This window comes from Prosthecobacter sp. GW821-HT29F12 (genome assembly GCF_058803405.1).
In genome coordinates, this window is sequence record NZ_CM179517.1 from 5,946,260 (window position 1) to 5,969,421 (window position 23,162).

20 protein-coding genes are annotated in these 23,162 nt (G+C 59.7%); 10 read left to right on the plus strand and 10 right to left on the minus strand.

What is annotated here, in order from left to right; translation table 11 throughout:
• Positions 1 to 20: 20 nt before the first annotated feature.
• Positions 21 to 1,607: an MFS transporter gene (locus AC3RLQ_RS24605; protein ID WP_493038757.1), complete on the minus strand. Its 1,587-nt coding sequence runs from the start codon at positions 1,605 to 1,607 to the stop codon at positions 21 to 23.
• A gap of 222 nt (positions 1,608 to 1,829) precedes the next feature.
• Between AC3RLQ_RS24605 and AC3RLQ_RS24610 the strand changes: the two genes are divergently transcribed.
• A complete protein-coding gene (locus AC3RLQ_RS24610; RefSeq protein WP_493038759.1) occupies positions 1,830 to 3,164 on the plus strand; it encodes a DUF1501 domain-containing protein in 1,335 nt (444 codons plus the stop codon).
• Positions 3,165 to 3,176: 12 nt separating this feature from the next.
• On the opposite strand, the gene AC3RLQ_RS24615 is transcribed toward AC3RLQ_RS24610, so the two are convergent.
• Positions 3,177 to 4,247, minus strand: a complete 1,071-nt coding sequence (locus tag AC3RLQ_RS24615) for a hypothetical protein (RefSeq protein ID WP_493031291.1) — start codon at positions 4,245 to 4,247, stop codon at positions 3,177 to 3,179.
• 149 nt (positions 4,248 to 4,396) lie between these two features.
• A complete protein-coding gene (locus AC3RLQ_RS24620) occupies positions 4,397 to 5,308 on the minus strand; it encodes a LysR family transcriptional regulator (RefSeq protein ID WP_493031292.1) in 912 nt (303 codons plus the stop codon).
• 87 nt (positions 5,309 to 5,395) lie between these two features.
• Between AC3RLQ_RS24620 and AC3RLQ_RS24625 the strand changes: the two genes are divergently transcribed.
• On the plus strand, positions 5,396 to 5,629 hold the full coding sequence (locus tag AC3RLQ_RS24625) for a ferredoxin (protein WP_493031293.1): 234 nt from the start codon (positions 5,396 to 5,398) through the stop codon (positions 5,627 to 5,629).
• 52 nt (positions 5,630 to 5,681) lie between these two features.
• On the plus strand, positions 5,682 to 7,025 hold the full coding sequence (locus AC3RLQ_RS24630) for a hypothetical protein (protein ID WP_493031294.1): 1,344 nt from the start codon (positions 5,682 to 5,684) through the stop codon (positions 7,023 to 7,025).
• Between the two features lie 16 nt (positions 7,026 to 7,041).
• On the opposite strand, the gene AC3RLQ_RS24635 is transcribed toward AC3RLQ_RS24630, so the two are convergent.
• A complete protein-coding gene (locus AC3RLQ_RS24635; RefSeq protein ID WP_493031295.1) occupies positions 7,042 to 7,620 on the minus strand; it encodes a 2'-5' RNA ligase family protein in 579 nt (192 codons plus the stop codon).
• A gap of 130 nt (positions 7,621 to 7,750) precedes the next feature.
• Between AC3RLQ_RS24635 and AC3RLQ_RS24640 the strand changes: the two genes are divergently transcribed.
• The 7 genes from AC3RLQ_RS24640 to AC3RLQ_RS24670 are packed head-to-tail and all read left to right on the plus strand — an operon-like array spanning position 7,751 to position 16,858.
• On the plus strand, positions 7,751 to 8,209 hold the full coding sequence (locus tag AC3RLQ_RS24640) for a NanQ anomerase/TabA/YiaL family protein (RefSeq protein ID WP_493031296.1): 459 nt from the start codon (positions 7,751 to 7,753) through the stop codon (positions 8,207 to 8,209).
• Positions 8,210 to 8,257: 48 nt separating this feature from the next.
• A complete protein-coding gene (locus AC3RLQ_RS24645; protein WP_493031297.1) occupies positions 8,258 to 10,870 on the plus strand; it encodes a PSD1 and planctomycete cytochrome C domain-containing protein in 2,613 nt (870 codons plus the stop codon).
• Positions 10,867 to 12,318 (plus strand): DUF1501 domain-containing protein, encoded by a 1,452-nt coding sequence (locus AC3RLQ_RS24650; protein WP_493031298.1) that lies wholly within the window; start codon positions 10,867 to 10,869, stop codon positions 12,316 to 12,318. The genes AC3RLQ_RS24645 and AC3RLQ_RS24650 overlap by 4 nt, the downstream gene beginning before the upstream one ends.
• On the plus strand, positions 12,315 to 12,872 hold the full coding sequence (locus tag AC3RLQ_RS24655) for a hypothetical protein (protein WP_493031299.1): 558 nt from the start codon (positions 12,315 to 12,317) through the stop codon (positions 12,870 to 12,872). Before AC3RLQ_RS24650 ends, AC3RLQ_RS24655 begins: the two co-directional genes overlap by 4 nt.
• A 36-nt stretch (positions 12,873 to 12,908) precedes the next feature.
• Positions 12,909 to 14,168: an MFS transporter gene (locus tag AC3RLQ_RS24660; protein WP_493031300.1), complete on the plus strand. Its 1,260-nt coding sequence runs from the start codon at positions 12,909 to 12,911 to the stop codon at positions 14,166 to 14,168.
• Positions 14,165 to 15,421, plus strand: a complete 1,257-nt coding sequence (locus AC3RLQ_RS24665) for a hypothetical protein (protein WP_493031301.1) — start codon at positions 14,165 to 14,167, stop codon at positions 15,419 to 15,421. Before AC3RLQ_RS24660 ends, AC3RLQ_RS24665 begins: the two co-directional genes overlap by 4 nt.
• Before the next feature lie 60 nt (positions 15,422 to 15,481).
• Positions 15,482 to 16,858 carry a PP2C family protein-serine/threonine phosphatase gene (locus tag AC3RLQ_RS24670; RefSeq protein ID WP_493031302.1) on the plus strand — a complete coding sequence of 459 codons (1,377 nt, stop codon included), beginning with the start codon at positions 15,482 to 15,484 and terminating at the stop codon, positions 16,856 to 16,858.
• On the opposite strand, the gene AC3RLQ_RS24675 is transcribed toward AC3RLQ_RS24670, so the two are convergent.
• Genes AC3RLQ_RS24675 through AC3RLQ_RS24700 form a run of 6 tightly spaced genes read right to left on the minus strand, consistent with a single transcriptional unit; the run spans position 16,827 to position 23,003 of the window.
• Positions 16,827 to 17,576: an anti-sigma factor antagonist gene (locus AC3RLQ_RS24675; RefSeq protein ID WP_493031303.1), complete on the minus strand. Its 750-nt coding sequence runs from the start codon at positions 17,574 to 17,576 to the stop codon at positions 16,827 to 16,829. The two genes, AC3RLQ_RS24670 and AC3RLQ_RS24675, sit on opposite strands and share 32 nt — an antisense overlap.
• Positions 17,577 to 17,588: 12 nt before the next feature.
• The gene (locus AC3RLQ_RS24680; protein WP_493031304.1) at positions 17,589 to 18,401 is read right to left on the minus strand and encodes an ABC transporter ATP-binding protein; all 813 of its coding nucleotides are present in this window, start codon (positions 18,399 to 18,401) and stop codon (positions 17,589 to 17,591) included.
• Positions 18,402 to 18,407: 6 nt separating this feature from the next.
• Positions 18,408 to 19,337, minus strand: coding sequence for an ABC transporter permease (locus AC3RLQ_RS24685; RefSeq protein ID WP_493031305.1), 930 nt, complete (start codon positions 19,335 to 19,337; stop codon positions 18,408 to 18,410).
• Positions 19,338 to 19,340: 3 nt separating this feature from the next.
• Positions 19,341 to 20,552 carry an STAS domain-containing protein gene (locus AC3RLQ_RS24690; RefSeq protein ID WP_493031306.1) on the minus strand — a complete coding sequence of 404 codons (1,212 nt, stop codon included), beginning with the start codon at positions 20,550 to 20,552 and terminating at the stop codon, positions 19,341 to 19,343.
• 19 nt (positions 20,553 to 20,571) lie between these two features.
• A complete protein-coding gene (locus AC3RLQ_RS24695; RefSeq protein WP_493031307.1) occupies positions 20,572 to 21,015 on the minus strand; it encodes a hypothetical protein in 444 nt (147 codons plus the stop codon).
• Between the two features lie 2 nt (positions 21,016 to 21,017).
• Positions 21,018 to 23,003 (minus strand): ABC transporter substrate-binding protein, encoded by a 1,986-nt coding sequence (locus AC3RLQ_RS24700; RefSeq protein ID WP_493031308.1) that lies wholly within the window; start codon positions 23,001 to 23,003, stop codon positions 21,018 to 21,020.
• Between the last annotated feature and the right edge of the window lie 159 nt (positions 23,004 to 23,162).

Genomic DNA, 23,162 nt, shown 5'->3' on the forward strand with positions numbered 1-23,162 from the left:
TTTGCGTTGGCCTCAGGTATTCACGGCTTCACATCGCGCAGATTGACCATGAGCAGGTGCCGCACGCGGGGTGGTTCGGCACCGCGATGGAAGCTTTGTACAGCTTGCTCGGTGCGCTGGTCCTCCATGGTGGCGCGCTCGTGCTGCCGCAGGTGCTCGGCCCAGGAGCCGACGAGGAAGGTTTCGCGATAGTGCGTGGGATCTTCCAAGTCTGCGAAGAGGGAGCAACGGAATGCGCCATCGCGCAGGCGGACCTCGCGCAGATGCAGCATGGCGGCGCGGAATTCAGGGGCTTCTTTGGGATCGATGTGATACTCGATGGTGATGAGGACCGGGCCGTCGCTGGGGGCGGGTTCGGTGGGCATCGCGCTGTGTGGCAGCATGTGGCCGGAAGGAGAGAGGTCCAGCTTTTCCACATGACTGATGGGCAGGAGGCGTGCGAGCAGAGCGCTGATGAGAAGGCAGCCTGCGGCGATGCCGAGCGTGATGGGTGCATTGAACTGGCTGGTGAGCTGCCCCCAGGTCAGGGCACCGATGGCAAAGGCACCCTGCATGACGACCAGATAAATGGCGGAGCTGCGGGCGCGCACCCAATTGGGGAACACGCTTTGGGAGGCGACGCTGAAGGTGTTCATGCCGCTGATCCACGCCGCCCCTGTGACCATGAGGACGAGACCCATGGCGATCTTTCCAGGCACGAGTGCGAGAATGGCCGTCATGGCTGCAGAGACCACGCTGGCTCCGAACAGCACGTGATCGAACGAAAAGCGCTCGCGCAGTTTGGGCAGCCACACCAGGGCCATGAGGATGGCACCGCCGCCGTAGCAGCCCATGAGGATGCCGAAATCTGCGGCGGCCCATTGGCGTGAATGCACGATGATGGGCAGCAGCACCACCGGAGCCACGGCGGCAAACATGTGAATACCGCCACGGCAGAGGACGGCCTGCATGGCGCGTGCATGGCGCGCGTAGCGGATGGCGGCGGCCATGGCTCCGAGCATCTGCTCCTGCTGGGCGCTGCGCGGAGTGGCGATGTAGTTGCCCGTACACATCACCCCGATCACCGCGACAAAGGACAGGGCATTGAGCGCAAACACGGGTGCCGGGCCAAGTGCCGCGAGCAGCAGGCCGCCGAGGATGGGGCCGAGTGAGCGGGCGATGTTGAAGCCCACACCATTGAGTGCAATGGCGGCGGGCAGTTGCTCGCGGCCCACGATTTCCGGGATCAGGGCCTGCCAGGCGGGCATGGTGAAGGCCGCGGCGACGCCGAGCTGAAAGGTGGCGAGAAGCAGCAGGGTCTGAGTAAGAGCGCCGTACCATGCCAGCAGTGCCATGCCGGCGGCGGTGAGGAGGGCACCGGTTTGCGCGATGAGGATCAAGCGCCGCCGATCCACCAGATCTGCCAATGCTCCGGCGGGCAGGGCCAGCAGGAAGAGCGGCAGACTGGACATCGTCTGCATCAGCGACACGAGGTAAGGCGAACTCGTCATCGTGGTCATGGTCCAGACGGCTGCCGTGTCATTCATCGTGGTGCCGATGTTTGAGCCAATGCTGCCCAGCCACATGGCACGATAGACAGGATTGCGGAGCGGAGACCAGGCTGACATGTGTGTAGAGCATAACGATTTTGGAGGGCTGTGCGACTGTGCAATTCGTTTCCCGCAGGGGCTGGCGCGAATGCGTGACAAGGGACTGCTGGCCAGCGGCGTATGATTGCCTACTGTTCTGTCATGTTTACCCGCCGCCAGCTTTTGCAAACCGCCGGACAAGGCTTTGGCGCGCTCGCGTTTCATTCGCTGGCCAGCGCGGAGACGGCGCATCGCTCCCAGGTGGTGGTGCCCAAGGCAAAACGCGTGGTGCAGCTCTTCATGGGCGGTGCTGCCAGCCACATTGACCTCTTTGATTACAAGCCGGCGCTGATCAAGCACCATGGCGAAGACGCCGACTTTGGCGAGAAGGTGGAGGCGTTTCAAAACGGGCTCGGGCCGTGGAAGAAACCGGTGTGGGACTTCAAACCCTATGGCCAGAGTGGCCGCATGCTGAGCGAAGCTGTCGCGCCACTGGGGGCTTGTGCGGATGACATGGCTTTTGTGCACAACATGGTGGGCAAGACCGGCGTGCATTCGCAGGGCACGCTGCTGCAGGCCACGGGCTTTAATCTGCCGGGCTTTCCGGGCGTGGGCTGCTGGGTGAGCTACGCGCTGGGCTCCATCAGCGACAATCTGCCGACGTTTGTCGTGCTGCCGGATCATCGCGGATTTGCCTCGAACGGGCCGAAGAATTGGGACAGCGCGTTTTTACCTTCGCAGCATGCGGGGACGATCATTTATCCCGGTGCGGAGACTCCCATCGCGGATCTGTTTCCGCACAAGGCCGGGCGCTACATCAGTGCGAAGTCCGACCGCGAGGGATTTGCGCTGCTGGAGCAGCTGAATCGCAAACACATGGCCGCGCATCCAGAAGACTCGCGCTTGGAAAGCCGCATCCAGAGCTATGAACTTGCCGCGAAGATGCAGCTCGCCGCGCCCGAGGCGTTGGACATTTCGAAGGAATCCGATGCCATGAAGGCGATGTACGGAATTCAGGAGCATCGCAAAGTCTGGCCGACGGAGATCAATCCCGAAGAAGAGGCCGACTACATGGGGCGGAAGTGCCTTGCCGCACGCCGTCTGCTGGAACGAGGCGTGCGTTTCGTGCAGATCTGGAGCGGCAATGACAATGGCTTTCCGCGCCGCAACTGGGACAGTCACGAAGATGTGGAGCGCGACCATGGCCCGCTCGCCTGGGGCATGGCGAAGGCGGTTTCAGCGCTGATTCTTGATTTGAAGCAGCGCGGACTGCTGGATGACACGATCATCCTCTGGACCACGGAGTTTGGCCGCATGCCGAGCACGCAGGGGGGCAAAGGCCGCGATCACAATCCTTACGTTTTCACCAACTGGCTCTGTGGTGGCGGCATTCAGGGCGGCGTTACTGCCGGTGAGAGTGACCAGTGGGGGTATAAGCCGCTGGATCGAGCGAACCCTACCACCTGCTACGACATTCATGCCACGATGATGCATCTGCTGGGGATTGATCACACGCAGCTTACGGTGAGGCACAACGGCATTGATCGGCGGCTGACGGATGTACATGGGCAGGTGATCCGGGGGCTGGTAGCATGAAAAGTGATTGAGTCATTTTAGCTTGGCGCTTTTCTCGAGCAGAATAACCCCATAAGGCCATGTGGACTTGTCATCCATCATGACCTGGCCTGTGATCACATTCAGGTGGATCGTGTGGTACACGTGATCGGGCTCATCCACAATAATCTCTGCCCACACCTTGAAGCTTTCAGGCGAATTGTTTTCCATTTTGAGAAGTCTGAGCTTTTTCTGAACTTCATCTGTGTCCCAATGCATGCGATCTCCCGCCATCCTGATGCGAACTCCAATGGCCGAATGTGTTCTGAAGCGATTCTCGACATAAGGATGAGACATGATCGTCTTTAATGCAGTCATCAAGACGTCTGCCTGAACTCCAAAAATAATCTTCCTGTCGGGTGTGACCGGATAGACGACATTGACCTCGCATGAATGTTGGAGCGGCGTTTTTGGAGTTAAAGTTCCGCGCCATTCAGAACCCTCAAAATATATTCCTTCGATTCTGGTGTTCACCGCAAAACTGACTTCGCTCAGCTTGAAGAAATGCTGCAGATCTTTAGCTCCATCGCTGGATTCCAACATGGATATGCCAGCCTTCCTGGCATCATCTTCTGCTTTTGCGAAGATTTCATGACTGCTGAGAGCCTGTGAATCGGTGCCCGAAGTCACAATGGCACCTGTGGTGAAATCAAAGTCGTAGGTGGTCTTGTCCACCATGACGAGATGAAAAAGACGCGATTCCCAATGATCGACGAACCCTGTAGGCATTGACTGCTTTTCAGGCTGCCAGCGGTAGTGGCTCACGGAATACTCCAGCTTGGAGGCATCTTTGATGAGGTCTTTGACTCGGTACTCTTTGAGCAATTTTCCGCGGTCATAAAATGCCAGGGCGAGGTCAGTGTGTCCTTCCTGATCAGAAGCCCACGGGCCCATGCGCACAAAATGTCGACCGTCATTCGAGAAATGGCCGGAGAAGGCATACCAGCCCTCTGCTCTCCAGATTTCTTGCAAATCCCCGGTTTTTTCGAGTCTGCTGGCCACACAAAATGCGGGATGGTCGATGATTTTCTTGTCACTCTCGAAGTGGTACTTTTCGGGAATCATCCGGAAACAGTATTCCCGATTTTCTGAGGTTGAAATCCATGCATAGGGTGAGACCGGATCGTCTGCGAATGCAGTGTGAGTCAAAATGACCGCCGAAATGATCAATGATGTTAGCCTGCGCATACTGAATGATTTTGGTGAGTTAATAGCTAGAACAAAATGTTCTCAACAAAGCTCTGCACATGCTGGGGTTGTTTGCGATGCTTTCGAGTAACGGCGACGATGTCGCGTTCGAAACGTTCGGGGAAGTGCAGGGTGGCGATGGATTCCTTTCTGCGATAGAGAGCGAGAGCACGCCGGGGCACGAAGGCTAGACCGAAGCCGGAGGCGACGAGATTGATGATGAGGTCGAAGCTGTCCAGTTCCATCGTGGGCTGAAGGTCGAGGTGCTGGCGTTTCATCCAACGACGGAGGTTTTTGCCGGTCTGCGCACTGGAGTCGATGAGGAGCCATGGCTGCTGCGCCAGCCAAAGGCGGAGCCGCTCGGCACCTTTCACGGGAGCCTTGGCCGCCATCGTGGCCGGGGCGATCAATTCAAAGGCGTCTTTGAAACGGTGGGTGACCTTGATGGATTCTGGCAGAGGTGAGGGCGGGCAGATGACGCCCACGTCAATCTCTCCTGCATCCAGTGCGGTGAGGATGGAACTGCTGGTGTTGTAGCTGACGCGGCATACGACTTCGGGATGACGCTGGTGATTGGCATGAAAGAGACCGGGCATGTGAGCCATCGCCAGGGTGCGCGAAACGCTGACGCGAACTTCGGGGCGGATGGAACCAAACTCAGCCTGCAATCCGTCCAGCGCCGAGGCAACACCGCCAATGAGGCGTGCGGCTTCAGCGGCGAGAAAGAGGCCGGCTTCGGTGATTTCGACGGACCGTGTGGTGCGGTTGATCAGAGCCAGGCCCAGGCGCTCTTCCAAAGACTGCATTTGTCGTGTGAGTGCGCTTTGCGACAGACCAGCCTCGCGTGCGGCTCGTGTGAAACTGCGGTGTTTCACGACGAGGTGAAAGAGGTGCAGCGCGTAAAGGTCGAAAGGTTTCCGGGCCAGATATTGTTGCATCAATTGCAACAATACCTGAGTTTAATGCATTTCACGCAAATAATCTAAGGTGCGACAGCATCGGCGCGGACAACCCCGCTTTTAACCATGCCCAACCTTGAAGACCGTCTCCCTCAAAATGCGCCAGGCCGTTTCTACGTCGATAGCAGCTGCATCGACTGCGATTTATGCCGCGGCAATGCCCCCGATTTTTTCCGCCGCGATGACGACATCGGTTATAGCATCGTCTTTCGTCAGCCGGTGACAGAGGAGGAGATTCAGCTCTGTGTGGAGGCGGTGCAGGGATGTCCCACAGAATCGATTGGGCAGTCCATCCCGTGACGAAATGCAGAATCTGTTTGAGAGCTTGCTGCACGGCCCCCGTAGTGAAGTCATGAACAAGCTTATCACTTTCCTGGCGCTGCTGACATTCCCAGCCTTCGGCGAATCCCTGCGGCTCGCGACGTTTCGGGCGGATGTCACGCCGTTGGTCGGTGCGCCCTTGTGCGGTGGGTTGGTGAAGCCGGTGGTGGGGGTGAGCGAGCCTTTGCTGGCGCTGGGGGTGGTGATTTTGAGTGATGACAAGCCGGTGGTGCTGTGTGCGGTGGACTGGTGTGAGATTCGCGCGGGGGATCATGTGCACTGGCGGGAGGTGCTGGCGCAGGCGGCGGGGACGACGCCGGAACGCGTGGCGGTGCAGAGTCTGCACCAGCACAATGCGCCGATTGGGGATGCGGCATCGCACCGGTTGCTGGAGGGTTTTGCTTCGCCGCCGAAGGTGATGGACCTTGAGTGGGCGGAGCGTGCGCTGAAGGGCGTGGCGGCGAGCCTTGAGGCGGGGCTGAAGAAGGCTGAGCCGCTGACGCACATGGCGCATGGCGAGGCGGCGGTGGAGAAGGTGGCGTCCAACCGCCGGATCATGGGTGACGACGGGAAGGTGGCGAAGATGCGGCTGAGCTCGACGAAGGATGCGGCGCTGCAGGCGCTGCCGGAAGGGCTGGTGGATCCGCTGCTGAAGACGATCAGCTTTTGGAACGGCGAGAAGAAGCTGGCGGTGCTGCACTACTACGCGACGCATCCCATGAGCTACTACGGCGATGGCATGGTGACGTATGACTTCGTGGGCACCGCACGTGAGCGGCGCACGCAGGACGATGGCGTGCCGCATCTGTACTTCACCGGCTGTGGAGGCAACATCGGGGCAGGCAAATACAATGATGCCAGCAAGGAGGCCCGGGTGCGGCTGGGGGAAAACATTCATGCGGCGATGGTGACGTCCGAGCAGCAGATGAAACGCGTGCCTCTGACGGAGATCGAATGGCGCGCGCGCCCGGTGGTGCTGAAAGCGAATCCCGAGTTTCCCGAAGAGCGCATGCTGAAGGTGTGTGAGAACGCGTCTGCTGCGGCCTCGACGCGCATCAGTGCCGCGTTTCGTGTGGGCTTTGCCCGCCAGAGTGCGGCGGGTGTGCCGATTCAGTTCACCAGCCTGCATCTGGGGGATGATGTGTGCCTCCTGCATTTGCCGGGCGAGACTTTCATCGAGTATCAATTGTTTGCGCAGCAGCAGCGGCCCGGCGGATTTGTCGCCACGGCGAGTTATGGTGATGGCGGGCCGGGGTACATCCCGCTGGAAAAATCCTTCGCTGAAGGCGGCTATGAGCCGACGCAGGCCTTTGCGGCGCCGGAGTCAGAAAAGGTGATGCGGGAGACGATTGTCGAACTGCTCCGTGCGAAGTGACAGGTTGCGATGTGCTTCAGCCCTGAAGCGGCCAGCGGCCGAGCTCCTGGAAAGTCTTTCTTTTCATGATGGCCTTGAGCAGGACGATTTCGTGCACCGTCCAGATCACGGGTTCCACATATTCTTCTTTAACGATGGCATCATCGTACAGGAGCGTGACATGCGGCGTAAAGTGTCCGGCGGGCTTGCCCATTTCGCGTTTCAAGCGTGAGGCGAAAGCTCTCAAGGCTTCATTGCCTTCGCGGTCTGCGAGGACACAGGGGCAATTGGATTTCTTTTCTGAGAAGCTTTTCACCCGGTCAAAGCGCACCTCAAATGGACTGACGTCCTTCACCACTTTGGCCGCGACCATTTGAGCCATTTGAACCGACCTCTCCAATGCATGCGGGGCATGATCGAAAGTATGCAGGGTGACATGGAAGCGCCCCGTGGGGCGGGGAGCACCCTTGAGCCCGTGTCTAGCCTTCACCTCGCACGCGCAGCGGGCGATCTGCTCCGCAGCCACCTGATCAGGAAGGATGGCCAGAAAGACGCTGGTGACCGGCTGCTCTTCAAGGGCGGCGGGCATGTCGGAAAATAGGAACTGGTCGTTCATGGACAGGGCGGACGAAGGGGCGGGACACTCAGCGAGGCTGATGACAATTCAATGCGCGATGATGTTCATCGTCCGCCTTTGTGTATTGCAGTCCGCTTGAGCATGGTGTCGATTTGGAGCTCTTCCTCCCATGATCCTCGACACTCTTGAAAACTCCGCCCGCTACGAATCCCTGAATTCTCGCTTTGCCAAGGCCTTTGCCTATCTGCGCACCGTGGATGGCACGCAACCGCTGGGGCGGTTTGATCTGGATGGGGATCACTGCTTCGCGCTGGTGCAGACGTATGAGACCAAGCCGATGGAGAAGGCGAAGTTTGAGGCGCATCGGAAGTACATCGACGTGCAGTTTATCTACAGCGGTCGTGAGACGATACTGTGGGCGCCGCTGGCGGCGATGAAGGAGGAGACGATGGCCTACAACGAGGAAAAAGAGGCTGCGCTGTGGAAACTGGTGCCTGATGTGACCCCGCTGCACATGAGCGGCGGTCACTTTGCCATCCTATACCCGGAGGATGCGCATGCGCCCTGCATCGAGTGGGAAAAGCCAGAGCAGGTGTTCAAAGTGGTGATCAAAGTGGCGGTGGAGTAATCCGCCGCAAAAACGGGCGTACTGGGGGCGTAGGTTTGTTCCCCTCTGATGAAGCTGACGCCTGCTGTTCTTTTTTGCTCCCTCGCCGTGACCGTTCGCGGTGCGGAGCGCCTGCTCACGTTTGAAAAAGACGTGCGCCCCATCGTAAAAGCGCACTGTACGCACTGTCATGGGGAGGAGGAGAAGCCCGAGGGCGGGGTGGACCTGCGGCTGCGGCGCTTCATGGACCTCAAGCTGGAGGGCGGTGGCCATGTCGTGGTGGCGGGACAGCCGGCGCAGAGCGAACTGGTCCGCCTGATCAAAAACGGCGAGATGCCGAAGAAGGGCAAGCAGGTGTCCGAGGCGGAACTGGCGATCATTGAGCAGTGGATCGCCCAAGGGGCCAAGACCGCGAGGCCGGAGCCGCTGGCGCTCGCTCCCGGACCGATGATTTCAGACGATGACCGCGAGTACTGGGCTTTTCAGCCGGTGAAACGTCCTGCGGTGCCGGCCAATGTGGATGCAAAGAAGGTGCGCACCCCGGTGGATGCCTTTCTGCTGAAGTCGATGGCTGACAAGGGGCTCAGCTTTGCGCCAGAGGCCGACCGCAGAACTTTGATCCGCCGTGTGTCGCTCGATCTGACCGGACTGCTGCCGACGCCGGAAGAGGTGGAGGTCTTTTTAAATGACAAATCACCGCTGGCCTATGAGCAGCTGGTGGAGCGCCTGCTGGCCTCCAAAAACTACGGCGAGCGCTGGGCGCGGCATTGGCTGGATGTGGTGGGCTATGCGGACTCCAACGGCTATTCGGAGGCTGACTCGGTGCGGCCCCAGGCGTGGCGTTATAGGGACTACGTGATCCGTGCGATGAACACGGACAAACCTTGGAATGAATTCATTCAGGAGCAGCTGGCGGGGGACGAACTCGCCGGGGCGACGCATGCGGACTTCCAGCAGGCGGTGCTGGACCCGCATCGGACTGATCAGCTCATTGCCACCGCATTCCTGCGCATGGCGCCTGATGGCACGGGCGATGCGCCGGATGATGCGAAGCTCGCGAAAAACCAGGTCATTGCCGAGCAGATGAAGGTCACGACTTCGTCGCTCATGGGCATGACGGTGGCCTGCGCGCAGTGCCACGATCATCGCTACGATCCGATCACGCAGGCCGATTATTATCGCCTGCGCGCAGTGTTTGATCCGGCCTACAACTGGGAGGCATGGCGTGCGCCAGCGCAGAGGCTGTACTCACTTTACACTCCTGAAGAGCGCGCCAAGGCGGCTGCGATCGAAGTCAAGGCCAAGGAGATCGAGGTCGAGGCGCGTGCGATGAGCAAAAAGTTCCTCGACGAAATTTTCGAAGTCGAGATCAAGAAGGTGCCCGAGGCCGAGCAGGCGGCCTTCCGCGTCGCCCGTGACACGCCGGTCGCCAAGCAGACCCCGGAGCAGAAGACGCTCATCAAAAAGTATCCCTCCGCGCTCGCGACCTACTCGCTCGATCTCTACGACAAGAAGAAGCAGGACATCGTGGATGCAAAGATGGCCGAGGCCAAAAAGCTGCGCGAGACGAAGCCGGCGGAAGGCTTTGTGATGGCGCTGACGGAAGTGAAGGGCCAGGTGCCTGTGACGAAGCTCTTCAATCGTGGGGATCATGATCAGCCGAAGCAGGCTTTGACTCCTGGTGAGCTGAGCATCCTGGCCAGCCCGCAGATTGAGCCTTTCAAACCGGTGCCGGTGAGCAGCGGGTCCAGCGGGCGCCGCCTTGCCTATGCGCAATGGCTCACCAGCGGCAAACATCCGCTGACGGCGCGGGTGCTTGTGAACCGCTTTTGGATGAACCACATGGGACGTGGCATCGTGAACACTCCGGGTGATTTTGGCCGCCAGGGAGAGCTGCCCACGCATCCGGAGCTGCTTGACTATCTCGCCGATGAGTTTGTGAAAAGCGGCTGGAAGCTGAAGTCCCTGCACCGCCTCATCATGCTGAGCAGCGCCTACCGGCAGTCTTCGGTGAACAACGCTTCTTTGCACAACGATCCTGAGAACAAGCTCTATGCGCGTTTCAAACTGCGCCGCATCGATGCCGAGACACTGCGCGACTCCTTGCTGGCTGTGACCGGCACGCTGGTGCAGTCGAGCTATGGTCCGCCGAGTGGCATTGGTCGTGATCCGCAGGGCCGCGTGGTCACCGGTATCGACAAAGGCACGATCACGCTGAACAAGGTTGATCCCGGTGGTGCGGATGATTTCCGCCGCTCCATCTACGTGCAGGTGCGCCGCAGCAAGCCCGTCACCGTGCTCGACACCTTTGATGCGCCCGTCATGACGCCGAACTGCGAGTTGCGTGCGCAGACCACCGTCGCTCCGCAGTCCTTGTTGCTGATGAATGACACCTTCGTGCTCGACAGCTCGCTCCGCCTCGCTGGCCGCCTGGAGGCTGCGGCCCCTGGGAATCGCACGGAGCAGATCAAGCGCGCCTGGGAGCTGCTTTTTGGCAAACCGGCGACACAGGCCGATGTCACACGCGGCCTCGCGTATCTCGATGAGCAGACCAAGGCGCTCACGCAGTATCACCACGACATCCAGCATCCGAAAGGTGTCGTGCCCAATCCGCCGCAGGAGGCCATGGCAAGCCTGTGCCAGATCCTTTGCAGCTCAAACCGTTTTCTCTACGTCGAATGAACCGCCCCAAGCTCTGCTCCCGCCGTCACTTCCTGCATGCCAATGGCTACAGCCTTGGCACGCTGGCACTCGCCTCGTTGCTTGAGCGCGATGGTTTGCTCGCCGCACCGGTGAAGCCCGAGAGCATCACGGGTGAGATGCGCTACGATCTCCATCCGAAGAAGCCGCACTTTGAGCCGCAGGCGAAGGCGATGATTTCGATGTTCATGATGGGCGGGCCGTCGCAGATGGACCTGTTTGATCCGAAGCCGATGCTCACGAAGTACGACGGGCAGAAGTTTCCCGGTGAGATCAAGTATGACAACCTCGCGCAGGCTTCGTCGAAGTGCTTTGGCTCACCGTGGAAGTTCCAGAAACATGGCGAGTGCGGCATGGAGATCAGCGAGCTGCTGCCGAATCTGAGCAAGGTGGTGGATGAGATCACGCTGATCCGCTCGATGACTTCTGGTGTGAGCAATCACGCGCAGGGTCTCTATGCGATGAACGGTGGCCGCATCACCGCCGGGCGTCCGGCGCTGGGTTCCTGGCTGACTTACGGTCTCGGCAGCGAGACGGACGAACTGCCCGCCTACATGGTGCTCTCGCATCCTGGCGGTCTGCCCACCTTCAGTGGTGAGCATTTCACCAATGGCTGGCTGCCCTCGCTGTTTCAGGGCACGCTGGTGCGCGCCACCGAGCCGCGCATTCTCAATCTCGATCCGCCGCCTTCGCTGGCTGGTGCGCCGCAGCAGCGCCAGCTCGATCTGTTGAAGGCTTTCAATGAGGACCATCTCGCCCTGCATCCCGGCGAGCTCGATCTGCAGGCGCGTATTTCCAGCTATGAGCTTGCGGCCAAGATGCAGGTGGCTGCCAAGGAGGCGCTCGATATTTCGAAGGAGCCTGAGTATGTCAAAAAACTCTACGGCGTCGATAATCCGATCACCAAAGACTACGCCACACGCTGCATCATCGCGCGCCGTCTCGTCGAGCGCGGTGTGCGCTACGTGCAGGTGCTCAATGCGGGCCAGTCATGGGATCAGCACGGATCGCTCATCACGGCGCTGCCCAAGAACTGCCAGGCCACCGACCAGCCGAGTGCTGCGCTGCTCATTGATCTCAAGCAGCGCGGTCTGCTGGACAGTACGGTCGTCCATTGGGGCGGCGAAATGGGCCGTCTGCCTGTGCTGCAAAACGATGCCGGCCGCGACAAGTGGGGCCGTGACCACAACACCTATGGCTTCAGCATGTGGATGGCCGGCGGCGGATTCAAGAAAGGCTATGTGCACGGCGAGACGGATGAATTTGGCCACAAGGCGGTCATCGACGAAGTGAGGCACTTCGACTACCACGCCACGCTGCTGAAGACCTTCGGCCTTGATCACACCAAGCTGACCTACAAGCGCAACGGCCTCGCCGCATCGCTCACGGACAACCAGGGTGCCAAGGTGGTGGATGAACTGCTGGCATGAAAGCAATGAACAGGAATGCCCATCAAATGAAGCTGTTCCTGCTATTATTCTTTATTTTCACTTGGCCTGGCGCAGCTGACGAATACCGCTTCAGATGCATAGAGGCCATTGGTCTTTGTGATCTCGTCTATGATGCTAAGGGAAAAGAAACGACAATTATCATTGATCACGATTCCGATCCCGAGTGTCTTGCATTGGTTAAGGCGCTTCAACAGAAGCGGATTCATGGCACGAAAGGCGTGGAAGACCACATGGGATTCAAGTGGGAGCAGGCCATCTTTTTGACGGGTGAATTTACTTCCAAAATTAAGCGCACTGATTCTGGTCCTAATACGGCACCTTCAGAGGAATACCGCGATTTCAAAATCTCTGGTCTCAAGATACGGTTTCCACTCTCGCAGTTTGTAGAGATTCAGGAGGGCAACGTAATTGATGGGCCGATCATTATGGAAACTCACTTCGGATTTGATTCACTCTTTCCTCAAGGAGTCAAATTCGTCGGCAAGGCAATCGATTTGAGCAAACACGTCGAGCAGAGCTTAGATTCAAAGTGAGGTTTTAATATCTCCAAGTCCTCACCCGCACCTGACATGACTGCCGCTGATCCGAATCCACTGCATCGTTCGGCGGCCTGGAAGTGGATGATCTGCGGCCTGCTGCTGCTTGCGTCGGCGATCAACTACATGGACCGCCAGACGCTGGCGAATGCGGCGGTGCGCATCACCAAGGAGTTCCGTCTTTCGCAGGAGCAGTATGGCCACATCGAGGCGGTGTTTGCCTATGCCTTTGCGGCGGGTTCCATCGTTTTTGGATGGGCGGCGGATCGTTTCTCCGTGCGCTGGCTGTATGCCATCGTGCTGACGATGTGGTCGCTGGCCGGACTGGCCACGGGTTTTGTTCACAATGAGCAGGAGCTGCTGTGGTGCCGCATGGCGCTGGGATTTTTTGAGGCGGGTCACTGGCCCTGCGGCATCCGCACCACGCGGGCGCTGCTGGATGCGCGTGAGCGATCTTTCGGCAACAGCGTGCTGCAAAGCGGCACCTCTGTGGGGGCGATCATCACGCCGCTGATCATGAGCGGGCTTATGACGGCCGAACTGGGGAGCTGGCGCACGGCGTTTCAAGTCGTTGGCATCACCGGCTTTGGGTGGCTGGTACTTTGGTTTGCCCTCGTGCGCAAAGCGGACCTGCCTGCACCGGTTCGTGCGAATGAGACCTCGGACAAGAGTGATGGCACCAGCCTGTGGAGCGTCATTTTCAGCCGACGGATGCTCATCATCTTTGTGGTCATTGCGGGGATCAACACGACGTGGCAGATCCTGCGCGCATGGCTGCCGAAGATTTTGCAGGAAGGCCGTGGCTACTCCGAAGCGGACACGCTGTGGTTCACGTCGGCTTGGTATCTGGCCACGGACGTGGGCTGTCTCGGTGCTGGAGCGCTCGCGGTGTGGCTGGGTAAACGCACGCTTTCGGTGCATGCGGCGCGTGTGATTGTCTTTGCGGGGTGCGGGGCCTTGTGTGCCTCCTGTGCATTCACGCCATGGCTGGAGCATGGATGGGTGTTGCTCGCGGTCTTCATGCTCGCGGGAGCCGGAGCGCTGGGTGTGTTTCCGTTGTATCATGCTTTTACGCAGGACTTGTCGGGACAACATCAGGGCAAGATCACGGGCATTGCCGGAGTCGTTGCGTGGGTGCTGCCGGCGCAGGCGCAGCAGTTCTTTGGAAGGCTCGCGGATCGCACGCACTCGTTTGATCAGGGGCTGATGCTGGCCTCGTGCCTGCCGCTCATCGCGGTGCTGCCGCTGTGGCTGTTTTGGGAAAACAAATCGGAACGTTCTTCATCATCATGAGCTCATCATCCTGGACCCGCCGCTCCTTCCTCATGGCCAGTGCCGCTGCAGCAGCCGCGGCTCATGCCGCACCCGCGCCAGCCCGCAAAAAGGTCGCGCTCATCGCCACGGTGATGTTCAAGAACTCGCATGCGATGCATTTCGTGGATCGGCTTGCCATGGGCTACGTGTGGGCCGGGCAGTGGCTGCCGCCGCAAACGGATCTGGTGTCGTTGTACGTTGCGCAGTTTCCGGAGGGCGATCTCGCGCGCGGGCGTTCGGAGCGTTATCATATTCCCATCTATTCCAGCATCGCCGAGGCGCTCACGCTCGGCACTGGGAAGCTCGCGGTGGATGGCGTTGTCCTCATCGGTGAGCACGGCGACTACCCTGAGAATGAGAAAGGGCAGACGCTCTACCCACGATACGAGTTCTTCAAAGAAATCGTGAAGGTGTTCGAGGCCAGCGGGCGCAGCGTGCCCGTCTTCAACGATAAACATCTCTCCACCGAGTGGAGCAAATGCACCGAGATGGTGGCCGATGCGAAACGGCTTGGTTTTCCCTTTCTCGCCGGTTCCTCATTGCCTGTGACACGTCGCCTGCCTGCAGTGGATCTGCCTTGGGGCACGCCGCTGGCTGAGAGCGTGGCCGTCGGCTACGGTGGCGTCGAGAAATACGATTTCCACGGTCTCGAAACTGCGCAGTGCATGTCTGAGCGCCGCCGTGGTGGTGAGGTGGGAATCAAGAGCGTGCTGGCCCTGCGTGGTGCGAAGATGTGGGAGCATGCCGCCACGCGGAAGAACACGCAGCGACTGCTTGGCGCTGCTCTCACGCGCAGCCACACCTGGCCGGTGGAGGGGTATCCTTTGGAGCCGGTGAGCTTTGATTGGGCGCGCAAGATCTTCCCTGATGCCTTCGCTTACTTCATCGAGCATCGCGATGGCTTCCACACCACGCTCTTCATGCTGCCCGTGCGTGATTTCAACTATGCGGGGCTGAACTCCGAGACGGGCGAGATCACCTCCTGCCAGATGTTTTTGCCGATGCCGGGCTCAAGCTCGACCACGGCCGACTTCTTCAATCCACTCGTCCATCACATCGAGGACATGATCCTGCACAACCGTGCGCCATATCCTGTTGAGCGTACGCTGCTGACCTCAGGCATGCTGATTGCGGCGGTGGAGTCGTTGTATCGCAAGGGCGAGGTTATTCAGTCACCGGAGATGGGGGTGGCCTACACGGTGCCGAAGGAGTCGCTGTACTGGCGCGAGTGAGGGCGTCATTGTTTTGCATCGTGAGTTGCGGCGGACGCATTGGCGTGGGAAACAACAGGCGTGAATCCTCCCGCACAGTTTCCATCGGCCTCGCTCGCGGCATTCGCGCCAGATGAAGCGGACCAGTGCGTCTGGATGGAATCCTTGGAAACTGTTTCACTGGCATCGGGAGAGGTGCTCTTTCGTGAGAGCGATGCGGCGGATGCGATGTTCCTGATCGAGTCGGGCGTGCTGGCCGTAGTGCTGGAGGTGGAGGGCGCCGGACGCTCCGAGTTGCGTCGCCTCGGTGCCGGGCAGTTTTTGGGGGAGATGGCTTTGTATCGATCCGAACCGCGTACGGCGACGGTGGAGGCGGTGGGAGAGGTGAAACTGTGGCGGCTGACGGCAAAGAAACTGCGCGAGGTGGAAGGCCGCCATCCGCAGCTGGCCATCGCCCTGCACCGGCATGTGGCGTCGCTGCTGGCGGAGCGCGTGCGGTTCAGCAATGTGGAATTGAAGCAGCCGCTGGCGCGTCTGGCGCATGCGCTGCGTGGACTGGCCACGAGTGATTTCTCCGGCGCTGGCTGGGATCATTCGGGTGTGGCGCAAGAGGCACGACGTGGGGATGAAGTGGGCGCGGTGGCGCAGGCCATGGAGTTTTTAGCGAGCCATCTGCAGGACCACATCGCGGCGCTGCGACAGCAGACTGCGGCGCGAGAGGCGATTGAGAGCGAGCTGCGCATCGCAGGTGACATTCAATCCAGCCTGCTGCCACCACCGCTTAGTTCAGTAGAAAGGCAGCGCGTGGATTTTTCAGCGTTCATCAAACCGGCGCGTGAAGCTGGGGGTGATCTCTATGACGGCTTTTTTCTACCGGATGGCCGGTTCTTCACTCTGGTGGGCGATGTGTCGGGCAAAGGAGTCTCTGCTGCTGTGTTCATGGCCCTGGCGGCGATGGCGGTACGAACGCTCGCACGCAAACTGAGAGATCCTGGCGAACTGCTGGCGCAGGTGAACCGCTTGCTGTGTGAGCGCAATGAGACGATGCAGTTTGTGACGGCCTGTGCGGTTTTCTTTGATCCGGCCAGTGGTGAACTGACGTGGGCCAATGCGGGGCATCCGCTTGCGGCCGTGATTTCTGCATCGGGCAATCTCACCTGGCTGGAAGGACCGCGGCAGGCACCGCTGGGGGTGTTTGAAGAGACCGTCTATGACACGCAGCGGCATGTGCTTGCTCCGCATGAAACGCTGCTGGTGTATTCGGACGGCGTGTCGGAGGCGATGGATGCACAGTCCAACTTGTTCGGCAGCGAGCGTATTCATCAATGTCTGGCGGGTGGAGCGATCAGCGACAGTGCGCAAACCGTGGAGCGTTTGGTCGCCGCGGTGCTGGTGCATCAAGGGGATGCGGCGCAGGCAGATGACATCACACTGGTGGCGCTACGCCGAGTGCCGTGAGCAGGCCGGAGATGTGGAAGACGTCACGCACGGCGGGCGTGAGCGAGGTGAAGTGCGCGGCTCCGCCGGAGGCTTTGAGCTTCTTGGCGGCGATGATGAAAACGCGCAGCCCGGCGCTGCTGACGTAGTCAAGGCCGGAGAGGTCAAGGGTGAGTGTGCGGACGCCGGATGCGATCAAAGCACTGACCTGTTGCTCGAGCTCAGGACTTGAAAGACCGTCAAGGCGTCCGGTGAGAGCAAGCGTGGCGGAGGAGGCGAGTCTGGAGGTGGCGATGTTGATGGTCGCGGAAGTTCCGGGCGTGCGGCTGAGTTTGCGTTCGATGGAGAAGAGGTTCTGTCCATCGCGATGCTCATACACGCAGACATCCATGAGCTTCTTCACGAGATGCACGCCGAGGCCGCCCACGGGGCGTGCTTCGAGCGGCAGTGTGGTATTCACCTCGGGCCGGGCGAGCGGGTTGTAAGCGGGGGCGTCGTCGGTGACGATGGCGCGAATGCGATCCGGCGTGATGGTTTCAAGCTGGAAGGTTACGAAGCGCGTCGGATCGCTGTGATAACCGTGCGTGATGACATTGGTGATGATTTCCTCCAGCGCGAGATGCAGCGCGGAGACATCGGCAGCGCTGGCAGTCATGTCGGCGCAAAAGTCATCGATTGTCTGCATCACCCGCGCCAGTTCGGCGAGGTCGGCGGTGATGGTGAGAGTTTGAGACTTCACTGGCACGGCGGATCAGATGTAGAGCTGGTTGAGCATGGCGGCGGCGCTTTCGTCAAGCAGTTCACGGCGGCGCACTTCGTCGAAACGGTCGAGAAGATCTTCGGGACGCAGGCGTTTCTTTTCCGCGCCGCGAATGTCATGCAGCACGCGGCCGCGGTGCATCATGATGATGCGGTCACCGAGGCTGACGGCCTGCTGCATGGAGTGAGTGACCATGAGCGTGGTGAGGTTGTCGCTCTGGATGACCTCGTCGCTGAGCTGGATGACTTGATCGGCGCTCTTGGGATCGAGTGCGGCGGTATGCTCATCAAGCAGGAGCAATTCGGGCTTCAACCAGGTGGCCATGAGCAGCGTGAGCGCCTGACGCTGGCCGCCGGAGAGCGAGCCGATGGCGTTGTCGAGGCGGTTTTCGAGTCCCATTTTCAACGTGGCGATGCGTTCGCGCAGCGGCTTCATCAAATAGGGCGACAAAGCCCAGCCGAGGCCGCGTGAATGACCGCGTTTGCTGGCGAGCGCGAAGTTCTCAGCGATGGACATCGTGGGTGCGGTGCCGCTGAAGGGATTTTGAAACACGCGGCCGATAAGCTTTGCGCGCTTGTGCTCAGGCCATTTCGTGACGTCGTGATTGGCGAGGCGGATGCTGCCTTCATCGACGTAGAACGAACCTGCGACGGCATTCAGCAGCGTGGATTTGCCGGAGCCGTTCATGCCGAGCACGATGACGAAAGAGCCGGGCTCGATGGTGAGATCGACGCCTTGCAGGGCCCGGACTTCGTTGACCGTGCCGGGATTGAAAGTTTTGCGGATGCCGGAGAGCGCAAGCATGGCGGGTCAGGTGGCGGAGGTGGGCCGGGGTTTGAAGCGATCAAGGAAGCCGGGCAGCACGAGGGCGGCGAAAACGAAGAGAGCGGTGATGAGCTTGAGGTCGTTCGGATTCAATCCCCAGCGCAAGGCGATGGCGACAAGCAGGCGAAACAGCACGGAACCCATGATGGTGCCGACGATGGTCAGGCCAAGGCTGCGCGTGCCGGTGAGAGCCTCGCCAATGATCACGCTGGCAAGCCCCCATACCACCATGCCGATGCCCATCTGCGCATCGGCGAATCCTTGATACTGCGCGAGCAGCGCACCTGCCAAGGCCACGAATCCATTCGAGAGGGCGAGGCCGAGGATGATGTTGAGCTCCACATTCGCACCCAGCGCGCGGATCATCTGCGGATTGTCGCCTGTGGCACGCATGGCGGTGCCGAGCTGCGTGCGGAAGAAGGCGAACATCGCGGCACCAGCCGCTGCGGTGAAGAGGAGCGCGAGGAAGAGCACTGCCGCGTCTGCGGAGGACACAGGCCAGCCGAAAATGTGGATGGTCTTGCCACCTGCGAGCCATTCGCCAAGCTTTTCACCATAACTCGCCACGGTGGTGGCCTGCATGAGGGGGACGTTGCTGCGGCCCATGACGTGCAGATTCACCGAATACAGCGCGGTCATCACGAGGATGCCGGAGAGCAGAGAGTTGATTTTGAATTTTGTGTGCAGGATGCCGGTGACAGCGCCTGCCGCCGCACCGCCGAGTGCGCCTGCTGCTGTTGCCAAAACCGGATTCACGCCTTTGACGAGCAGGATGGCCGTAATGGATGCGCCAAGTGTAATGGAGCCGTCCGTGGTGATGTCCGGCATCGAAAAGATGCGGAACGACACCAGCACGCCCAGCGCCAGGAGCGACAGGATGAGGCCGATGATCAATGCGCCAATGAGAAGTGTCATGCGTCAGTTGGTGATGGGGGCGATCCAGACCGCACCGCGATAGAGTTCGCTCTCGCCTGCGCCATTGAAGCCGCGCGGGTCAGAGATCAGGTGGAGCACGCTTTGCAACGACTGGCCGTCGAAGAGGCTGGTGACGGCAGGGTTCAAATCGATGCGGCCTTTGCGCAGCGGACGATACGGGAAGACGGCGGCGTGCAGATGGCCGATTAAAGCTGTACCGCTTGCGAGTGGGCGCAGGAGTGTGTCAAAAGCCGTGCCAGGCTTTGCAACGACACCCACGATGAGCGAGGTGGTATCGCGAAACGAACGCTCACTGGTGAACGACAACCACTCGCGAATCTGCGGGAAGCGAAAGCGTTCATCCTGCGCGGGTGCGGTTGCTGTGGGAGATTGGCGCAAGGTTGCGCCGACGAGTCCTGCCGTTTCGGTGACGGCAACAATAACGGCTGCGTTTGCACCGCTGGACTCCAGTGCTGTCTGCATCAGCTCGGTGATGCCGATGCGGCGGCCTTCATCGTTCGCCTCAAAGCGCAGCAGGGAGGTGAAGCTGCCCTTTGCCGACAAGCCGAGCACGAGATGGCCCTCAGGGACAAGTGCGCCTTCGCTGAGCATGAAGTCGGGGCGGCTGGAGCCGTCCGCAGGTTGAAACGCGGCCACGCCTTCGACGGCGAGCAGTTCTCCGCAGCGCGATGCGCTTTCCGCGAAATTGCCACCGAGGGCACCGATGCCGAGCGCGACCGTGCTTGAATCAAAGCGGCGAGTCGCGGGCTGCAAGCTGCTGCCTTGAGAAAGCAGTACAGGATCGCCCACGGCTTCGATCTTCATTCCTCCAGAGCCTAGCGTGAAGAGCTCATAGGCGGCGCTTGGCGAGGTGAGTTTTTTGCCGACATCGTCGTTCGTGCAATTTGCGGCGATTTCAGAAGTGATGAGCATCTGCAGGCCCGAAAGTTCCAGCACGGAGCGCACCGTTTCGGACGGACGGATCACACCGAAGAGGCCATTGATGGCGCGGAGCTGCTTGTAGCAGGTCAGGAGCACGCGGATGCCTGCGGAGCTGATGTAGCTCACCGCGCTCATGTCGAGATGCAGGCGGTGCTCGCCATCGCGCACTGCGGCGGAGAGCGCGGACTCGACGTGGTTGCACCAGTTCGCATCGAGCCGTCCCGCGAGGTGCAGGATGATGAGATCACCGGAGGTTTGGCGGGAGATTTCCATGAGTCACTTGATCACTTTATTACCATGGATATTTGGCTTTGTTTTTGGCCAAGACCTTGCCGTTGATATCGAAAAAGACGGCGGCGTCACCGAGTCCGTCACCGGGAGAGAACGGATGAAATCCAATCGAAATGCTATATCTTTTTTTCTCGTCGTTCCAACGGATGGATCCATGCGATAGCAGGCCTGGAAATTTGAATATCGAGTCGCCTTCTTCAAGGCAATCATAAACGTCCCACATTGCTTTGGCATAGCGGGAAAAGATCGCCCATTGCTCATCACGATCTCGCTGTTCGACGTCGCCGACGACCGTCTTGCGGGCATACTTTTCAACATAAGTCTTGTAAGCAGTGAGAGCCCTGGTTGGAGGCTGCCGCAGAATGACAAGCGTGTTATCAGACGGGTCTTTGGCATGACTCGACATGACGCCGAAGAACATAAAGATGATTGGTAGGCATTTCATATTTACTGGGAAACTTTATCCACTTCCTTGAGCAGTTCGGGAGGCAGGGTCATGCCCACGGCGGCGGCATTGGCAGGGCTGGCGCTGTAAAACAAACGGGGTGGCAGAACGAAGGGCATCTTGGAGGGGTCTTCGCCAAGGATGACGCGCTCGAGCATTTCGACCGTGACCTCGCCGCAGTTGTGGTAATCGCGGCCCAGCGCGATCGGTGCGCCGAGTGGGACGGTGGTGCTGTTCAGACTGATGAGGGGTTTCTGCGTCTGCCGCGCGGCTTTGGTGATCGCGTTGAAGCCGGTGCTGCTGAGGTTGTCGGAGATTTGCACCACGGCGTCAATCGGACGCGACACGAGTGAGAGTGATGCATCTGACAGATCGCTTGAAGTGTTCACCGCGACGCATTCGAGGGTGAGGCCACGTTCCTTGCAGAGTTTTTCAAAGGACTCCTTCAAATCGACCGAATTTGCTTCCGCAGGGCAGAACAGGGTGCCGAGTCGTTTGTACTGCGGGAAGTATTTCTGGATCATCGTCAGCGCTTCGCTGACGGGGGCGAGCACGGAGACGCCGGTCACGTTTGGCTTGTGGTCCGTATAACTTTTCCCTGCGCCTGCGACGACGGGATTGGCGATGACGGAAAACACGATGGGCCTGTCGCGGATTTTTTGCAGCGCCGATTGCAGCGTCGGCGTGGAGAGCGGCACGACGATGTCCGCGTTTTCGGTGAGCACGGCATCGAAGATGCCATTGAGCGAAGCGATGTCTCCCTGTGCGCTGCGGTAGCTGATGGTATAGTCCTTGCCTTCGACGAGCTTGCTGCGTTTCCAGGCGACTTTCATGCCTGCGAGCGTGTCTTCTGAAGGGCCGGACTCGATGTAGTTCACGATCGCGATCTTCCACTTCTTGCCTGAGGGATTCGGTGCGGCGGCGATGGCCTTCGTCTGCTCTGCACCCGCATCATCAATGAGGAGATTGGCACGCTTTCGCAGTTCGTCCGAAACCTGCCAGGGCGTTTGCAGATCCTTCGTGGCCTGCAGGTTCACGGCAAGCATCTCCGGCATCACGTTTGTGATTGGCACATCCGCCGGTTTGCGACCATTGAGGATTTCGCCTGCGAGATTTCCGGCGAGGCGGCCGACTTCGGGGTAATCTGCGCCGAGATCGAAGAGCGATCCTTTCTTCACATTGGGCGGAATGACGGTGAAGACCGGGATACGGCCTTTCTTTGCCGTGGAGATCAAGCTGTCCGCAGCCGTCATCACCGTGACATCTCCTCCCATCCATAGGGCTTCCGCACCGCGTGCCACGAGAGCGCCTGCGGCTTCGGCAACGCCGGAGGAATTGTCCACAGTCGATTCCATCAGCTCGATGCCGAGATCCGCGCACACTTTACGCGCCAGCTTCACCTGTGCTTCGGAATTGGCCTCCGCTGCATTCCAGACGACGCCGACTCTTTTTAACGCGGGATTCATCTCACGCGCGATTTTGAAGGCCTGCTGAATGGGCTGCATGGTGCCAAAGCCTGCGAGATGCGCCGGATGATCGAGCGGGTTTGTTTTGCTGACGCCAACACCTGTCACCGAAGGATCAGACACCAGCGCAAACACATGCGGCGTGCCACCGGCCTTGTTCGCATTCGCCACCGCTTGCAGCGACACTGTGCTGATCGTCATGAGCAGGTCGTAACCACCTCCTGCCATCTCTTTGGCGATCGTCTGTGACACGGCGTTGTCGCCCTCGGCATTGTAGATCTTCAGTTCGAGGTTCCGGCCCTGCTCCCAGCCTTTCTCCTTCAGTCCCGTGATCATTCCCTCGCGTCCCTGATCAAGAATTGGCTGCGACGCATGCTGCAGCAGCGCCACGCGCATGGTGCGTCCTGATTTCGGAGCCGCAGCGGTTTTGACGCGAGAGCCGAGGTCAGACAGCAGCAGCACAGCCGCAGCGGCCATGATCAGAAAGATTCCCAGCAGGAGGCGGCGCAGAGAGTGAACCATCGGGCCCCACCAAGAGCAGGAAGCAGGCGCAGTTCAACGGCATTTCAATCATTCCACCGGACGCAGGCAGGTTGTTTCACGGCAGATGACCGGATATTCCCATTTTTTGCGAGTGTGGCCACAGAGAGATGGCTTTCTGGTGGCGTAGGTTCATTTGCA